Source organism: Paenibacillus sp. FSL H8-0104 (assembly GCF_038050215.1).
GTDB classification, from domain to species: domain Bacteria; phylum Bacillota; class Bacilli; order Paenibacillales; family Paenibacillaceae; genus Paenibacillus; species Paenibacillus amylolyticus.
The window spans coordinates 2,354,302-2,369,742 of record NZ_JBBOTC010000001.1; the positions used below are offsets into that span (position 1 = coordinate 2,354,302).

A 15,441-nucleotide genomic window follows, 5' to 3' on the forward strand; every position below is an offset into this window, starting at 1 on the left:
ACTCCTTCATGAAATAGGTACCGGATGCAGATTAAAGACTGTATGGATACCTTTGGCATTAGACTGTGCATTTTGAGGGTTTTCATACTCCTTTCAATAAAAAAATGTTTAACCATTGCACATCCTGCACACAATAGAACTATCGTAAGCTCCGTGAAAGTGCAGGAGCGAAGGAGGCAGAGGTTATGGCCAAAAGTGATGAGTTGGTAAAATACATTACGCAACGTGTAGTACATTATATCGATACGCCGAAGGATGAGCGGAAAGGTCGCACCAAAAGGAAAGAGCCGTGGGCGATGAAGTGGTTTGGTATGATCCCTTTCGCTGTATCCCTGTGGGTGGGGAAAAAGGAAAAAGAATTCGATACACAGTCTCATAAACGAAGTTCTTCGGGAAAAGGGTGACTATCCCTTACCTATTTCACTAATGGTAAACCAAAAGACGCAATCCCTTAATAAAATGGGAAGGCGTCTTATTTGTTGTTTTACAAATTATCTGACTGTGTCTTAAGAATTTGCTGATGATCAAGGATTTACGAGGTAAAAATGGCCATCTTGCTGCAATGTGCTTAAAGGGACAAAGCGTTGAACGGATGATTTTCCACCTAGCGCTACATATAGAATGGACTCTGCTACCTGATCTGTATGCCACAGCTGATAACCGCTAACAGGTAGAGGACCGCCGTATACAACGTTACGATCACCCGCTGAGAAAACAATCTCTTGATTCTCCCCGTGTTGTATCACATCTTGTGCCCGGTCGGCAGCAACAGGTTTGGAGGTAAGCCACAACAGATTGTCAGCCGGATTGAAGACGGGTCGGAGATGAAGTGGGTCGACTGATAAAGATGGCGTTGTGGATAAATCAGTTATGCTGACAGAGGTCTGTTTGGAATCAGCCTCCAGCAGGTTCAGAAACTCTGACGGTAGTACATCTCCGTTGGTAGCATCAATATAAAGTGCAGGATGATTAGGTTGCTCCACTTTCCAATAAGCCAGCAGGGGAAGAGCATAACCAAGATGAAGCTCTCCTGCTCCAGCAAGTAATACCTCAAGGTCCACATGTTGTCGATCCAAGGTTTGTCCAAGAAGTTCATTGTTGTATGGTGACTGTTCTCCATGACCATATTCACTAAGCATCAACTGACCCTGCTCTGTGGCCGTAATAATCATATATCCGATCGGTTTGCCTTCAAACACAGCTTGTACGAGCCAGCTATGTAAACCCGGCCCCAGAGGGTAGAAGTCCAGGTCGGCGTTCTTCCAATGCACTTCGCCGTTAGCTGTACCAAGTGTAACAGCTTGTTGCTCTGCAAACCGTTGCACAGCAACGGGAGCTAGCTTTTCATTCTGAATGGCATGATGTTTGGGACTATACTCAATTGATGATGCGGGGGATAGCGAAGACGTTTTTAGTTCCTCTGCATTGGCTATCGACCAAAAAGAGAATAGGGCAAGACAACTGAGCAAGCCCAAGGTTATACAGGTTGTTTTCCAAGCGTTGTTCCAACACGTATGAAAGAATCGTTTCAAATTTACACCTACTTTTTCATTTATCCGTTACCTGAGCGGGTCCTAGTTTCATTCTAGGGGACAGGTTATGCAAAGGTTGCTACAACCTGTCGGGTAGCTGATCATAAATAAACACTACTTTTGCCAGCATTTGCAGGAAAAGTAGTGTCTTCGTCTATCTTAAGTGAAACATGCCGCTGCTAATGGCAGTCACTTTCACTTTGGGTTCATATTGCCAGATCATCTCGGTCCGGCGTGTCTCATACTGCAGTTTCATAGCTTCGCGATCGATTACCGCCTGTTTTGCTTTCTCTTCTTCGGCATCTGTCTCGGAGTTGATCGGTACTGCGGCCTCTGCCGCCAGTTCTACATCTGCTCCAATGGGTTTAGCGTTAGTTATATCCACAACTTTTATCAGTGGTGCAGGTGGCGTGCGGTCAGAATGGACATTCTCATTCTCCGTGTCTGAGGTTATGTTACCTGGTAATTCTACCTCAGGCGTATCTTCCCGGAGTACCGCCTCATAGTAGGTGTCCAACACGTCCAGCTCCAGATCAAGCCGCTCTTGGGCTTTCTCTGCCCAGCTATAATCGAGTTCCAGCAAGCGGTTCGTCAAATGAGATTCCAAAGCAGCTCCGGCATCAAATAACGAAACTTTAGCTGTCTGTACATGCATGTTCTCCGCAAGCCTCGGACTGAGATCACGTCGGTTCAGCTTAGTACCGAATTTTTCTATAATTTCACCCGAGCGAAGGGAGATGCCGAGAAAATGCAATTCCTCCCGTTTCAAATCACAGGCGAATTCCACCTTGAAACAGACACCAAGCCAAGGCTCATATACGGCTGGCGCTGTAGCCCGCAATTGCCGTTTGGCAGCCTGTTCGAACAGGTTCACGAAGGCACCGCCTTCACGGGCAGCGCCGAAAATCTGCTGCAGTCTGCGACTGCCATACACCACTTCTTCACGCAATATTCGTCCTGGCCCCAGCTGTGGCAACGATGGCGTAATACCGAAGTAACGGCCTAGAATAGTTTCTTTTGGTGGCTCCCCTTGAGGACTGCCGTTGGTTACGCCATTCGTTCCATCAGGGTTAGGAACAGCAGGAGGTGATGCTTGCGCAGCTGTGGCTTCTGCTGCTTCAATGGCCTGCTGATAACTGTCAGGATCAAATATAAATGTAAAGGACATCGTCTCAGCGGGTGCTCCGGTTCGTTCCACGAACCCCCAATAATAGGGGCGATTGGTCAACGCTTTGTCCGCCTCAGGCGAGAGTTTGACTGTAACATGGGCAGGGGAACGCTCCATAATCTGACAATCCAGTGCTTCCAGATAGGTGAGAACATAAGCCTGTACTTCATGGGGAGACATGGTCATGAGTTAGCTACCTCCTTTGCGAAGATCTAACAACCCGGATACGGCAGGCCCTTCATCTGAAACCTCACGTTGAATAGAGTTCAACGATTGTCCAAGTGAATCCATTTTGCGGCGAATATCATCATCAGTTTGTGATTCCAGCATGATTTTGTACAAACTTTTCTCAATAGACTCCTTCTTCTCTAACCGTTCCAGAATGACATCCAGCCCGCCGATCACCATCTCAAACATATTGATCTTCTCATGCAGCAGATTCAAAATATGTTCCTCAATGGTTCCAGTCGTGGATAAATTGAAGATGTTCACGTCATTTTGCTGTCCCAGCCGGTGTACCCGACCGATCCGCTGCTCAACCCGCATAGGGTTCCAAGGCAAATCAAAGTTGATCATATGATGGCAAAATTGCAGATTAATGCCTTCACCACCCGCTTCGGTTGCAATCATGGCCTGCACACGCCCGCGGAAGAGATCCATCATCCAGTCTTTTTTGCCTCGATTCATGCCACCCCGATAGGGTACAGCCGTAAGCCCATTGTTGCGGAAATAGTTTAGCAGATACTCCTGCGTGGCCCGGTATTCAGTGAAGATAATTACTTTTTCATTCATGTTCCGAACCAGCTCCATCGTTTTCTCCGCTTTGGTATTCTCCTTGATCGCTTTAATATGGGCAACGAGTTCCCAAATCTTGTCCCGAAGGGGAGAGTCCAGCGGAAGTTTCTTCGACAGATTAACCAGCGTCACGAATACAGCATCCCGACTGCTGCACACTTCACGTTGCAATGTAACAAGGGAGAGCATGCTGCTCAGGTTACCGCCAGCTTCCTGGTACTGGTCTTTAACAAAGGAAGTCACGCCATCATAAAGCGCTTGTTCTTCGAGCGATAGTTGCAGATTCACGTTGGAGACATTCCGTTTGGTAAATTGAACAGGGCCTTCGCCGCGGCGGTTACGAATCATGACTTTGGATAACTCGTTCTTAAGCTGTTCCTGATTTTTCGGAACTCGTTTGTCTACAACAAAGTTGGCCGCAAAGTCACCCTGACGACCCAGTTGACCGGGCTTCAGCAGGTTGATCAGATTGAACAATTCACTCATATCGTTCTGCACAGGTGTAGCTGTAAGCAACAGACAATACTTTTTGCGCAATTTGAGCATGAATTGATAGTTGGTTGTTTTCTTGTTTTTGAGCTTATGAGCCTCGTCAATAATAATCATGTCGTAATCAGTATTCAGCAGCATATCTTTATGCGGGTCACGTTTGGCTGTATCCATGGAAGCAACAACCACTTCATTCTGCCAGGAATAGGCCTTTTTCTGGGCAATAGCAGGGATGCCAAATTTTGAATTCAACTCCCGTACCCATTGCAGTACAAGAGAGGCAGGCACGAGAATGAGTACCTTGGATACGAGACCTCGAACCATATATTCTTTCAGAATGAGACCGGCTTCAATGGTTTTGCCCAGACCCACCTCATCGGCGAGAATGGCCCGGCCTGACATTTCAAATAATACTCTGCGAGCAGTGTCCATCTGGTGAGGGAGTGGAGTGAGGCCTTGTAGATGCTTGAGACATTGGATCTCGTCAAAATTGGGAATCAGGTTGGTCTCTTCGGCTTGAATGCCCAGTTGGAAGAGTCGATAATCCCCCCAAGGACCTCCTTTATCCAGTCGTGATTCCAATTGATTAATCCAGGTCCGATCAAATTCCAACGGAACGGGTAGCTCGGCTACAGGTTGATTCATGTGGTGCGGGTTTTTCCGGTTCATGGTGTTTCCTCCCCTGCCATACGTGATGACGTTTTATTCGTAGGTAATAGTATGGACGAATGAGAGTCAGTTCATAACTATGTGGGTTCAAATAAGGAATATTTACACTTGTCACTCCGATGACAGAATAACCTTCCAATCGCTGTTATCCCCAGATTTTTTTGATTCCCTTGTCCAAAGGGGGAAAACCCGGGGATAGCGTATGCTTTCGATGCAGCTTTCTTTCAGAAAGCTTTTAGGCCAACGCTTCGCTTCTTCAGGTTATTTCTGTCCTCTCCGTTCTTGTGTAAAAAGTTTAGTTGAACCAATGTGAACTACAGTTTATTTACAAGAAGCTTGTCCGAGTATAGGGAGTATATGAAGATGGATTATGATAAAAGTCATATGGAAAATCAATATATGGTGTATTATACTGAATTTATATCACTATATGTGGTGTCTCATCATAATTTACTCATATAGTGAACATGGAGCTTTATACCGGGGAGGTTGAATGTAGCGATGAAATCGAACCAACGATCGTACCAATTAGAAGGACTTAGCGAAAAAATATTTCTGGACCGATACGCCTGGAAGGACGCTGATTCGAATCATGCCAAGGTCGGAGATGTGGTATTGGTATTAACGAAGGATGATCCGAAGTTCCCAACCAAGGAAGTGGGCGAAATCATAGAACGTCAGGGTCAGCTTGTACAGGTAAGAACTCGAAGCGGAGAGATGATCGAGACAAGTGTGGAGAAATTGACACTCAACATAGAAAAAACACCGGAAGAGATGTGGGACCGTCTTGCCAAAGCGATGGCTTCTGTCGAATCCACAGCTGATAAGCGGGCAACGTGGGAGTCCAAGTTCCGCTCTGTGTTGGAAGATTGGAAGTTAGTACCCGGAGGCCGAATTGCTGCAGGTGCGGGGGCAAGCGATGAGTTGACACTCTTCAATTGTTATGTCATTCCATCTCCGCAAGACAGTCGGGGTGGCATCATGAAGACTTTGACCGAGATGACGGAAATTATGGCACGTGGGGGAGGCGTAGGTATTAATTTGTCCTCTTTGCGTCCTCGCCGAGCGGTGGTGAAAGGTGTCAACGGATCATCTAGCGGTTCCGTATCCTGGGGTGGCTTGTTCAGTTATACGACTGGACTGATTGAACAGGGTGGAAGCCGCCGGGGTGCGCTCATGCTCATGATGAATGACTGGCATCCAGATGTGCTTGATTTTATTACCGTGAAACAAACGATGGGGCAGGTGACCAATGCCAATCTGTCTGTATGTGTGAGCAACGCATTTATGGAGGCTGTCAAGCAGGACGGAGATTGGGACTTGGTTTTCCCCGATACAAACGATCCGGACTACGACACCGAGTGGAACGGGGATATGCAGCAATGGAAAGCCGCAGGTCATTCGGTGGTGCACTATCGTACACTGAAGGCTCGCAAAATCTGGCATACCATTATTGAATCAGCCTGGAAATCGGCAGAGCCTGGTGTGGTATTCATGGAGTACTACAACCAGATGTCCAACAGCTGGTATTTCAATCCGATTATCTGTACTAATCCGTGCGGGGAACAAGGCCTGCCTGGCTGGGGTGTATGTAATCTGTCTGCCATTAATCTGTCCAAATTCTACGATGAAACAAATCATGATGTGGCATGGGATGAACTGGCGGAAACCACTCGTATCTCGACTAGATTTTTGGATAATGTCATCGATGCAACACCATATCATTTTGAGGAAAATAGACTGAATCAGCAGCGGGAACGCCGGGTTGGGCTTGGCACGATGGGACTGGCAGAGCTGATGATTAAGCTGCGTATTCGATACGGCAGTCCTGAATCTCTTGTTTTTCTGGATAAACTGTATGGATTCATGGCGAAGGAGGCCTATCTGGCATCGGCACAGATTGCAGCAGAGAAGGGAGCTTTCCCAGCTTTCGAAGCTGAACCGTATTTACAGAGTGGATTCATGAAAAACATGGTTGCGACGTACCCTGAAGTGGGAGAGGCCATCCGTAAACAGGGCATTCGAAATGTCACACTGATCACACAAGCGCCAACGGGAAGTACAGGTACGATGGTGGGCACATCAACAGGTATTGAGCCGTATTTCGCCTTCAAGTATTTCCGTCAAAGCCGTCTAGGTTATGATGAACAGTTCGTACCGATTGCACAAGACTGGCTGGATGAACATCCGGGTGAAGCTTTACCAGACTATTATGTGACGGCAATGGATTTGTCGGCTGAGAATCACATACGGGTGCAGGCTGCGATCCAGCAATGGGTGGATAGTTCGATCTCGAAGACGGCCAACTGTCCGGCTGATTTTACAGTGGAGGATACGGCTGAGCTGTACGAACTGGCCTTCGACCTTGGTTGCAAGGGAGTAACGATATACCGCGACGGCAGCAGGGATGTGCAGGTGTTGTCCACGTCGAAGAAGGAAGAGACCCAAGGTGAAGATCAGAACACGGCGGAAGCTGAAGAGAAGACAGTCGTATCTGCTATAGAAAACCCGAATAATGCTGAAGTACAGGCAAGTGATGGAACTTCCAATAGCCAGGTTGGTGTTAGAACGCATTCTTCTGATCAAGCCCCGTCCTCTTCTACAGTACTGGATAAACAATACAGAAGCCGTCCTCAAGTACTGCGCGGTGCGACATACAAAATCAATACGCCATTTGGTATGGCTTACATTACGATCAATGATCTGGAGGGAACCCCGGGTGAGATCTTCCTGAACGTGGGCAAAGCGGGATCGGATGTGTTTGCCATGGCTGAGGCACTCGGTCGAGTATGCTCTCTGTTCCTTCGATACGGAGATCATGGGCAAAAGGTTGAACTGTTGATCAAACATCTCAAGGGAATCGGTGGTTCGGGAGCGATTGGTTTCGGAGCCAATAGGGTTGAATCGATTGCTGATGCAGTCGCCAAAGCATTGGAAAGTCATGTACAGAGCGATGTGCAGGAGAACAAAACTGGAGCATTACAAGAACAGAGTCAAGTGGAGAGCACGTATCCAAAAGTGGAGGATCAGAAAACCTTTACCGAATCGAGAGATTTATGTCCTTCATGCGGCTCGGCATCCCTGATGAATGTGGAAGGATGCAGAACATGCAGCAACTGCGGGTACAGTAAGTGCAATTAAATATCTTTTGAAAAAAAGAGAAAAAGAAAGGCACTCCTGACTCCATCATGAAGTCAGGAATGCCTTTTTGTCATTTAGCTAACTAACACCAATCCTGGCATCGATCTGCAAGTGATTGCAATTCATTAAATACAACACCAGCATGGTAGCCGTCGCACACGGCGTGATGTAACTTAACGGATAAGGGAAGATATACTTTATCGTTCTGTTGTACATATTTCCCCATCGTGAAAATAGGCAACAAGTAGGTTCCCTCGTTGTAAATATTCAGATTAAATGCCGTAAAGTTCACCCAAGGAATACTGGAAACGGGAAAAGTATTTGGCGGTTCATTGGGTTTGGCAACAAATTGTTTGTGATCTTTGTAATTCTTCATATCTTCCAGATAACGAATGTGGAACGTCTCGAAATCTTCATGGAATGCTGTCCAGATCGTTGAGAAACTTTTGTTGTCCTCATGAAAAATTGTATAACTCGGAGACATTTCGTCCCAGTAGCCCAATTTCCCCTCGGCATCAAAACAGGTTCGAAATTCCCTGTGTGCATTGACAACCGTAGAGATCATATGAATAAGAGCCGGATAGAACTTCAATCCTTTAAGCTTCAGTTCGTTGATCAATAGAGTGATATCCAGATTAGCAGTTATGCTGTAGGTACATCTGACCTGATTCAAGTAGTGGTCAAAGTATGGCTTTCGATCCCACTGATCTAACACGATTGAATTAAACATAAGTTATAACCTCCTAAATTTGAATAATGTCTTTTATTTAGGAGGTATATTTGACTGATTTGACCATATCCTATCACATTCCCAGTATTGTATTTTTAGAAATTGATCCATCTCAGTATAACATGATACTGAATGTGTCGCTTATAGCGAAATCCTCTGCAAAACGCTTTTTCAACCTGTTTCTTTCCTTTATAATTAAAGTTGTGTTTATAACGAAGAAGAGAGGGGATTAGATGCGTCAGCCGATAGAAGAACCCATATTTTATTCTTATCCTGGAATGGTAGCGGTGGTGACTTCACGTCATGAGGGAGTCCAGAATGTGATGGCGTCCGGATGGCATACATACATCGGGTCATCACCAGGCGTATACGGCATCTCCCTTCGTAAGGAAACATACTCCTATGAACTCATTGAGAAGAGTGGCGTATTCGGTGTTCATTTCCTACCAGGTCATCGATCAGAGTGGATTCAAGCTGCAGGAACGTTCAGTGGAAGAGATACGGATAAATTCACAAGATTCGGCATTCCATATGAGGAAGGAATCAAGGTAAGTGTACCCATGTTGACAGATGCTTATTTTGCTTATGAATGCAAGGTTATGGATATTACGACATATGGTGACCATGAATGGATTGCAGGCGAAGTGTTGCAGCGATATCAGGATCAGAAGTACTTTCTGGAGAATGGAATGGTTGATCTGGAGAAGTTGCAAATCCCAATGTACACAGGGCGTTCAGCATACCGGATCATGGATGCGAGGACAGAAGAAAAGATTCACCCGTTCCACCTCTAGGGTCCTAGGCAAGAAGAAGCAATTATGAGCAAAACTTTCAATCCGGTCTGACATAGGTTTATAATGGATATTGGCTGCTGAGCAAGTCGGCAGCCTTTTGTTATGAATTCAATTGTTTCAATCGATGTGTGCGTGGGTATGCTGGTTTGCGCAAGTGAGACAGGTAATTTTAGCCACTCGATGAAAAGTACTATATTTAACGACAAAATTAGAGTATGATTTTACAGCTATATGAGCTGGCAGGAAAGGTTACATCGGTTTAATCGTTTGTAACTATTCCTGTAAAGTATGAGGCTTATTTCGGGCGTATAATGCTAAACGTGAACTCACGAATGAATATAAAGAATATTTTAATAATTAAACTTAATGGACAGGCAAATCGTCTTCTTTAAGATTATAGAATTCACACAGAATGTCGCATCATCGGATCGTGCTTCAAACAGAAGCTTTTCTTATGCTGTAAATGAAAGATGGAAGGTGCAATACGTATGTTAATGACAACCAGAACGATCAGGAGTTCCTTTATGCCCCCAACACCGATGTTGTTGACTCACAGTAACAAGGAGGGGCATGCATGTCACAATCGTTAAATCGTAAGAGACATATGAACGGACTTGACGGCTTGCGAGCCATCGCTGTACTTGCGGTAATCGCGTATCATCTAAATTTGGATTTTATCCCGGGCGGACTGCTCGGTGTAGGTATATTTTTTGTTCTCTCGGGATATTTAATTACAGATATTCTCGTGTCACAGTGGCAGGAACATGGACGCATTTCACTCGGTGATTTCTGGGTAAGACGGGTAAGGCGTTTGCTTCCAGGCATGCTGACCATGACAGCTGTGGTGATGATCTGGTTGGCTTGTACAGATCCATCCCGGCTTGCTGCGCTTCGTGGTGATATCGTTTCGGGTGTATTATACATAAGCAATTGGTGGTATATCTTTCACAACGTTTCCTATTTCGAAAGTTTTGGCCCTCCATCACCGTTTGGACATTTCTGGTCACTGGCTGTGGAAGAGCAATTTTATCTTATATGGCCTCTTCTACTGATCGCAGCAATCGTAGTGTTCAAAAGAAAGGGATGGCTGGTCGTTTTCATTGTCGTCGCAGCTGAATTATCTGCTGGCGCAATGGCCATCATGTATAATCCGGATTTGGACCCGAGCCGTGTATATTATGGAACAGACACGCGGGCATTTGCACTGCTTGCTGGTGCTGCTCTTGCCGTGGTGTGGCCTAGTCGCAAGCTATCGAACTCTCTGTCTGGCATGAACCGGCTTGTGCTCGATGTGTCGGGACTTGCTGCGCTCGCTTTGTTAATCTACATGATGCTGAACAGCAGTGAATATGATCCGTTTCTGTATCAAGGGGGCATGGTGCTTCAAGCTATCGCAACAACGTTGCTGGTAGCGGTGTTGGCTCACCCATCGTCTTTCCTGGCACGTATCATTGGCGCGAAGCCATTACGCTGGATCGGAGAGCGATCCTACGGATTATATCTGTGGCATTATCCAGTCATTATGTTAACCAATCCCGCGGTGGATACGGGAGGAGCACATCCTGTACGAATCATTTTACAGGTTGCTGCAACGGTTGTACTGGCCTCATTGTCCCTTAAATATATTGAAAATCCGATTCGGTACAATGGATTCCGTGATTCTTGGTCCCGAATATGGGGAAGAGGGCGGTCATCAATCGGTATACGTAACGTATGGTGGAAGCGGGCAGGTCTGTTGATGACGATTCTGCTGTTGTCCTATACGGTATCTCAGATGATGGTCTCACATGCAGCGAACTCTGACTCCCATTCGGTATCGATGTCCAACACATTAAATGGAGAGAATTCCGTAGCGGAGGAACAGGGACAGGATGTGTTGCCAGCTATTACAGCGACGTCAGGCTCTGGCGAAAAGAACGATGCTCATACCCATAAACCGGAAGCAGGAACGAAAGATGATCCGGGGAAAAATGAGAAGCCAACGGGAGAGTCTGCTCCAGATTCAAAACCTGACGACCAAGACAATTCAGTGAATCCTGGTAAGGACGGTCAGTCTGAAGATAAGCCGGCCGATGACTCCGTGACTAACGAGAATGATACACCGGATGACGCCGGAGCGAATCAATCCGATAATACGGATCATACGGATGATGCACCTGATTCATCTCAGGACAATGAAGAAACGGCTCCTCCTGCCCAGGATGGCAAGGTTCATTATACCGTCATTGGAGATTCGGTGATTTTGGATGCAAAACCGTATCTGGAGCAAAGTATATCGGGAGTGTATGTGGACGGACATGTCGGTCGTCAGATGTGGCAGGCAGGCGATGTATTGGAAGGTCTGAAACAAAACAACCAAATGGGCAGCAAAGTGGTGCTGGAGCTCGGGACGAATGGTTCCTTTAACTCCAAAAACTTGAATGCTGTGCTTGATTATCTGAAAGATGAGGATCAGGTATTTCTGGTTACTGTGCGCGTACCTCGTCCGTGGGAACGAACGGTGAACAGGGCATTGAATGAGGCTGCATCCAAATACAGCAATGTCTCCTTGATTGACTGGAACAGTGCAAGTGAGGGACATGACGAATATTTTGAAAAAGATGGCGTACATCTCACTACGCAAGGGTCCGAAGCTTTTGCAGAACTGGTGAAAAACAGTATCCAATAATACGCAATCCATATTTAATACGATTTAGCACTTATTCATTATATATAGCCTGGGGTGAAGCTACCAACGGCTGCAACAAGAAAGAGCTCTCATTGTGAGGGCTCTTTTTAGTTGTTATGAACAAATAAGTCAGCAAAGTAAATTCCAAACAGGGGAACCGATATTTTTCACCCCTGCATCCGTGGATCGTCACCTTACGGTATGATAGCGTTAACATTTACAATAAGTGTATTCAAATCGCCGAGGGGGATTATAGAGATGTTAAAAAAATGGCTTTCAGGTTTCCTGGCAATAACATTGTTCTCCATTATTCTTGCTGGCTGTGCTGGCGGGGACACTTCAGAAGGAGGCAGCGGCAATGACAAAGTAACCGTCACACTCTGGCACAACTGGACCGGACAGGATGCAAAGGCGGTTGCGATGCGCAAAATTATTGAAGATTTTCGCGCGGCGCATCCAGATATTGAAGTTGTGGATGAAGGCTTGCCAACAGATGGTCTCAAAACCCGGCTTCGTACGGTGGCAGCTGCCAACGAGATGCCAGACCTGTTCGTGATGTGGCCGGATGCCATGACTAAGGAATTTGTCAAAGGGGACCTGTTACAGCCCATTAATGCAGAGCTGGACGCAAAGCCGGAGTGGAAAGATAACTTTATCCCGAATGCATTGGACGGATACACCGTAGACGGGAATATCTACTCCGTGCCGATGAATCTGGCGCCGAGTTCCTTCATTTATTACAATGAAGCTCTTTTCAAGCAGTACAACGTAAAAGTGCCTGAGACATGGGCGGAACTGGAACAAGCGATTGCTACTTTTAATCAAAATAAAGTCATTCCCATGGCACTTGGCAACAAAGCCAACTGGGTAGCTCAATCAACGATATTCAGTACACTGGCTGATCGGATTACCGGTACGGACTGGTTCCTGAAAGCGGCAGCACAAGAGGGTGCTAGCTTTACCGATCCACAATTTGTTGAAGCCTTGAACAAGATGCAGGAGCTTGGCAACACCAAAGCATTCCAAGATGGATTCAACAGTATCGATGAGACACAGATGATGCAGCTTTATTTCCAAGGTAAGGCAGCGATGGTCATGAACGGCGGATGGGCCTTGGCAAATCTGGTGAACAATGCACCTGAAGAGGTGTTGAACAACACACATATTACGATTCTTCCTCCAGTGGACGGAGGTCAGGGTGAACCAAGAACAACATCCGGTGTAGTAGGAACCGGATTGGGTGTAAGTAAAAAGCTGAGCGGTGCACAAAAAGAGGCAGCGATGGAGCTGTTCTACGCGCTGGCAGGACCTGATGGTCAGAAGGCCACATTGGATAGCAGCACATTGGTGAGTTACAAGATTGATCTGGACAAAACCAAAGCACATCCATTGTTCGTAGAATTATATGATCTGATGCAGGAAGTGAAGATCACGCCAGTATACGATTCCAAGCTGGGATCGGCAACGGTTGAGGTTATTAATAATGCATTGCAAGAGTTGCTTATGGGCGGCAAGGCCGAAGACATTGCGGCTAAAATTCAGGCGGCTCAAGCCAATGCAGTTAGTCAGTAACCATTCGTTAAAACCCCTTCCCGGCAGGGGAGGGGTTTTAAGTATGAATGAGACAGTCAGTTGCAAGTTGGTAAAGGAATTTATGGAAGGGAAGTGAACAGATGAACGCACTGCGAAGTCGGCGTTTTATTATGCTGGGGCTGGCCCCGGCAGTCATCATTTATGCATTGTTTGTATTTGTACCGGTCGTGTGGTCGGCATACTACGGTTTCTTCAACTGGTCCGGCATCGGCGCATCCAAATATATTGGTGTGGATAATTACGTAGAGATCTGGCATGATCCTGTGTTTTGGCGGGCACTGAAAAATAACGTTATTTTTGTGTTGGCATCGGTGTTTGGACAAATTCCGTTAGCGTTGATGTTGGCGGTCATATTACACAAAAGCAATCCATTACAGCGGTTTCTGCGCTCAGCCGTATTTCTGCCGATGGTGTTATCCACTGTCGTTATCGGTATGATCTGGCAGTATATCTATCATCCGCAGATCGGGATATTGAACTTTCTGCTGGACGCTCTGGGGCTGGAAAGTTGGAAGCTACAATGGCTTTCCGATGACAAGATTGCCATTTTCTCATTGGTACCGCCGCTGCTCTGGAGCTTTGTCGGGTTGTATCTGATTATCTTTATCTCGGCACTACAGAATATTCCAGGCGAGATTCATGATGCTGCCAAAATAGACGGTGCTTCAGGAATCCGGAAACTGGTATCGGTCTCTTTGCCCATAATCTGGGGTACGGTTCAGGTAGCGATCATTCTATGTATTTCGGGTAGTCTGAAATCATTCGATCTGGTCTACATCATGACCAAGGGTGGTCCCGCACATGCGACGGAACTGCTTGCAACGTATATGTACAATTCAACCTTTACAACATACCGATATGGTTTTGGTAGTGCGATCTCCACAACCATCGTACTGATCTCCCTGCTGCTGATCGGAACAAGCCAGTGGCTAACCAGTCGCAAACGAAAAGAGAATCAATAGAGAGGAGGAGCTATCATGCGCGTGACACCTGTATCCATGCCATCACCTCGAAGCAGCTCGGGCCATCCGATTCGTCGCTTACGTAGCGGAATTGTTTGGACGCTGCTAACGGTCTATGGTATTTTAACATTGTATCCGTTCTACTGGCTCGTGATTAGTGCATTCAAAACAAATGAAGATTTCTATAGCAGGCCCTTTGGTCTGCCGGAAAACTGGAATGTTGCCAATTTCAGCAATGCATGGGAAAGCTCCAGGCTAGGGACTGCTTTTGGCAATTCACTAATCGTATCGGTGGGTTCACTTATTCTGACGCTGTTTATTGCAGCGCTGGCTTCATTCATCCTGGCTCGTTTCCAGTTTCGCTGGAAAGGGTTGATCATGACCTTCTTTGTTGTTGGTATGCTTATTCCGATCCATAGTACGCTTGTCCCCTTATTTATTCTAATGAAACAGATGTCCTTACTAAATACGTACTGGGCCTTAATATTACCTTATACGGCTTTTGCATTGCCTACGGCCATTTTTGTGCTTACGGCTTATCTGACAAGTGTTCCACGTGATATTGAAGAGGCAGCTTTTATTGATGGAACAGGACTTTGGGGGCTGTTTACCCGAATCATGTTACCCATGTCTGTGCCTGCGTTGTCAACGGTTACGATCCTGAGTTTCTTGCATGCGTGGAATGACTTTTCATTTGCGCTTGTATTCATCAACAAAACCGGATTGAAAACGTTACCGCTGGCCATTGCGAACTTTGCGGATGGGTATCAAACCGATTACGGATTAACGCTTGCTGCCATGACCCTGTCGGTTATTCCAACCATTATCTTGTATCTCGTATTCCAGGAACAAGTTATGAAAGGCATGACAGCCGGAGCTGTCAAAGGATAAGCGAAAGCG

At 46.2% G+C, this 15,441-nt stretch carries 11 protein-coding genes; 7 read left to right on the top strand and 4 right to left on the bottom strand.

Going from position 1 to position 15,441, the window contains the following annotated elements; translation table 11 throughout:
- Positions 1–185: 185 nt before the first annotated feature.
- Complete coding sequence (locus NST38_RS10735; RefSeq protein WP_036609606.1) at positions 186–404, top strand: YqzE family protein; 219 nt, start codon at positions 186–188, stop codon at positions 402–404.
- Between the two features lie 120 nt (positions 405–524).
- On the opposite strand, the gene NST38_RS10740 is transcribed toward NST38_RS10735, so the two are convergent.
- The 3 genes from NST38_RS10740 to NST38_RS10750 all read right to left on the bottom strand — a co-directional run bounded on the left by NST38_RS10740 (position 525) and on the right by NST38_RS10750 (position 4,653).
- Positions 525–1,532 (bottom strand): hypothetical protein, encoded by a 1,008-nt coding sequence (locus NST38_RS10740; protein ID WP_341343962.1) that lies wholly within the window; start codon positions 1,530–1,532, stop codon positions 525–527.
- Between the two features lie 154 nt (positions 1,533–1,686).
- Complete coding sequence (locus NST38_RS10745) at positions 1,687–2,886, bottom strand: YqhG family protein (protein WP_076249886.1); 1,200 nt, start codon at positions 2,884–2,886, stop codon at positions 1,687–1,689.
- Positions 2,887–2,889: 3 nt separating this feature from the next.
- Positions 2,890–4,653: a DEAD/DEAH box helicase gene (locus tag NST38_RS10750; protein WP_076249885.1), complete on the bottom strand. Its 1,764-nt coding sequence runs from the start codon at positions 4,651–4,653 to the stop codon at positions 2,890–2,892.
- Positions 4,654–5,154: 501 nt separating this feature from the next.
- Between NST38_RS10750 and NST38_RS10755 the strand changes: the two genes are divergently transcribed.
- Positions 5,155–7,794 carry an adenosylcobalamin-dependent ribonucleoside-diphosphate reductase gene (locus NST38_RS10755; protein ID WP_076249884.1) on the top strand — a complete coding sequence of 880 codons (2,640 nt, stop codon included), beginning with the start codon at positions 5,155–5,157 and terminating at the stop codon, positions 7,792–7,794.
- 82 nt (positions 7,795–7,876) lie between these two features.
- Here the strand turns inward: NST38_RS10755 and catA are convergent, their stop codons facing one another.
- Positions 7,877–8,524 carry a type A chloramphenicol O-acetyltransferase gene (gene catA, locus NST38_RS10760; protein WP_076249883.1) on the bottom strand — a complete coding sequence of 216 codons (648 nt, stop codon included), beginning with the start codon at positions 8,522–8,524 and terminating at the stop codon, positions 7,877–7,879.
- Between the two features lie 233 nt (positions 8,525–8,757).
- Here catA and NST38_RS10765 point away from each other — a divergent pair, with 233 nt between their 5' ends.
- From NST38_RS10765 to NST38_RS10785, 5 genes are all read left to right on the top strand, one after another.
- Complete coding sequence (locus NST38_RS10765; RefSeq protein ID WP_076249882.1) at positions 8,758–9,318, top strand: flavin reductase family protein; 561 nt, start codon at positions 8,758–8,760, stop codon at positions 9,316–9,318.
- 574 nt (positions 9,319–9,892) lie between these two features.
- Positions 9,893–11,986 carry an acyltransferase family protein gene (locus NST38_RS10770; RefSeq protein WP_076249881.1) on the top strand — a complete coding sequence of 698 codons (2,094 nt, stop codon included), beginning with the start codon at positions 9,893–9,895 and terminating at the stop codon, positions 11,984–11,986.
- A 258-nt stretch (positions 11,987–12,244) separates the two neighbouring features.
- The gene (locus NST38_RS10775) at positions 12,245–13,558 is read left to right on the top strand and encodes an extracellular solute-binding protein (RefSeq protein WP_076249880.1); all 1,314 of its coding nucleotides are present in this window, start codon (positions 12,245–12,247) and stop codon (positions 13,556–13,558) included.
- 101 nt (positions 13,559–13,659) lie between these two features.
- Positions 13,660–14,541, top strand: a complete 882-nt coding sequence (locus NST38_RS10780) for a carbohydrate ABC transporter permease (RefSeq protein WP_047842406.1) — start codon at positions 13,660–13,662, stop codon at positions 14,539–14,541.
- 36 nt (positions 14,542–14,577) lie between these two features.
- Positions 14,578–15,432, top strand: a complete 855-nt coding sequence (locus tag NST38_RS10785) for a carbohydrate ABC transporter permease (RefSeq protein WP_165790059.1) — start codon at positions 14,578–14,580, stop codon at positions 15,430–15,432.
- Positions 15,433–15,441: the final 9 nt, after the last annotated feature.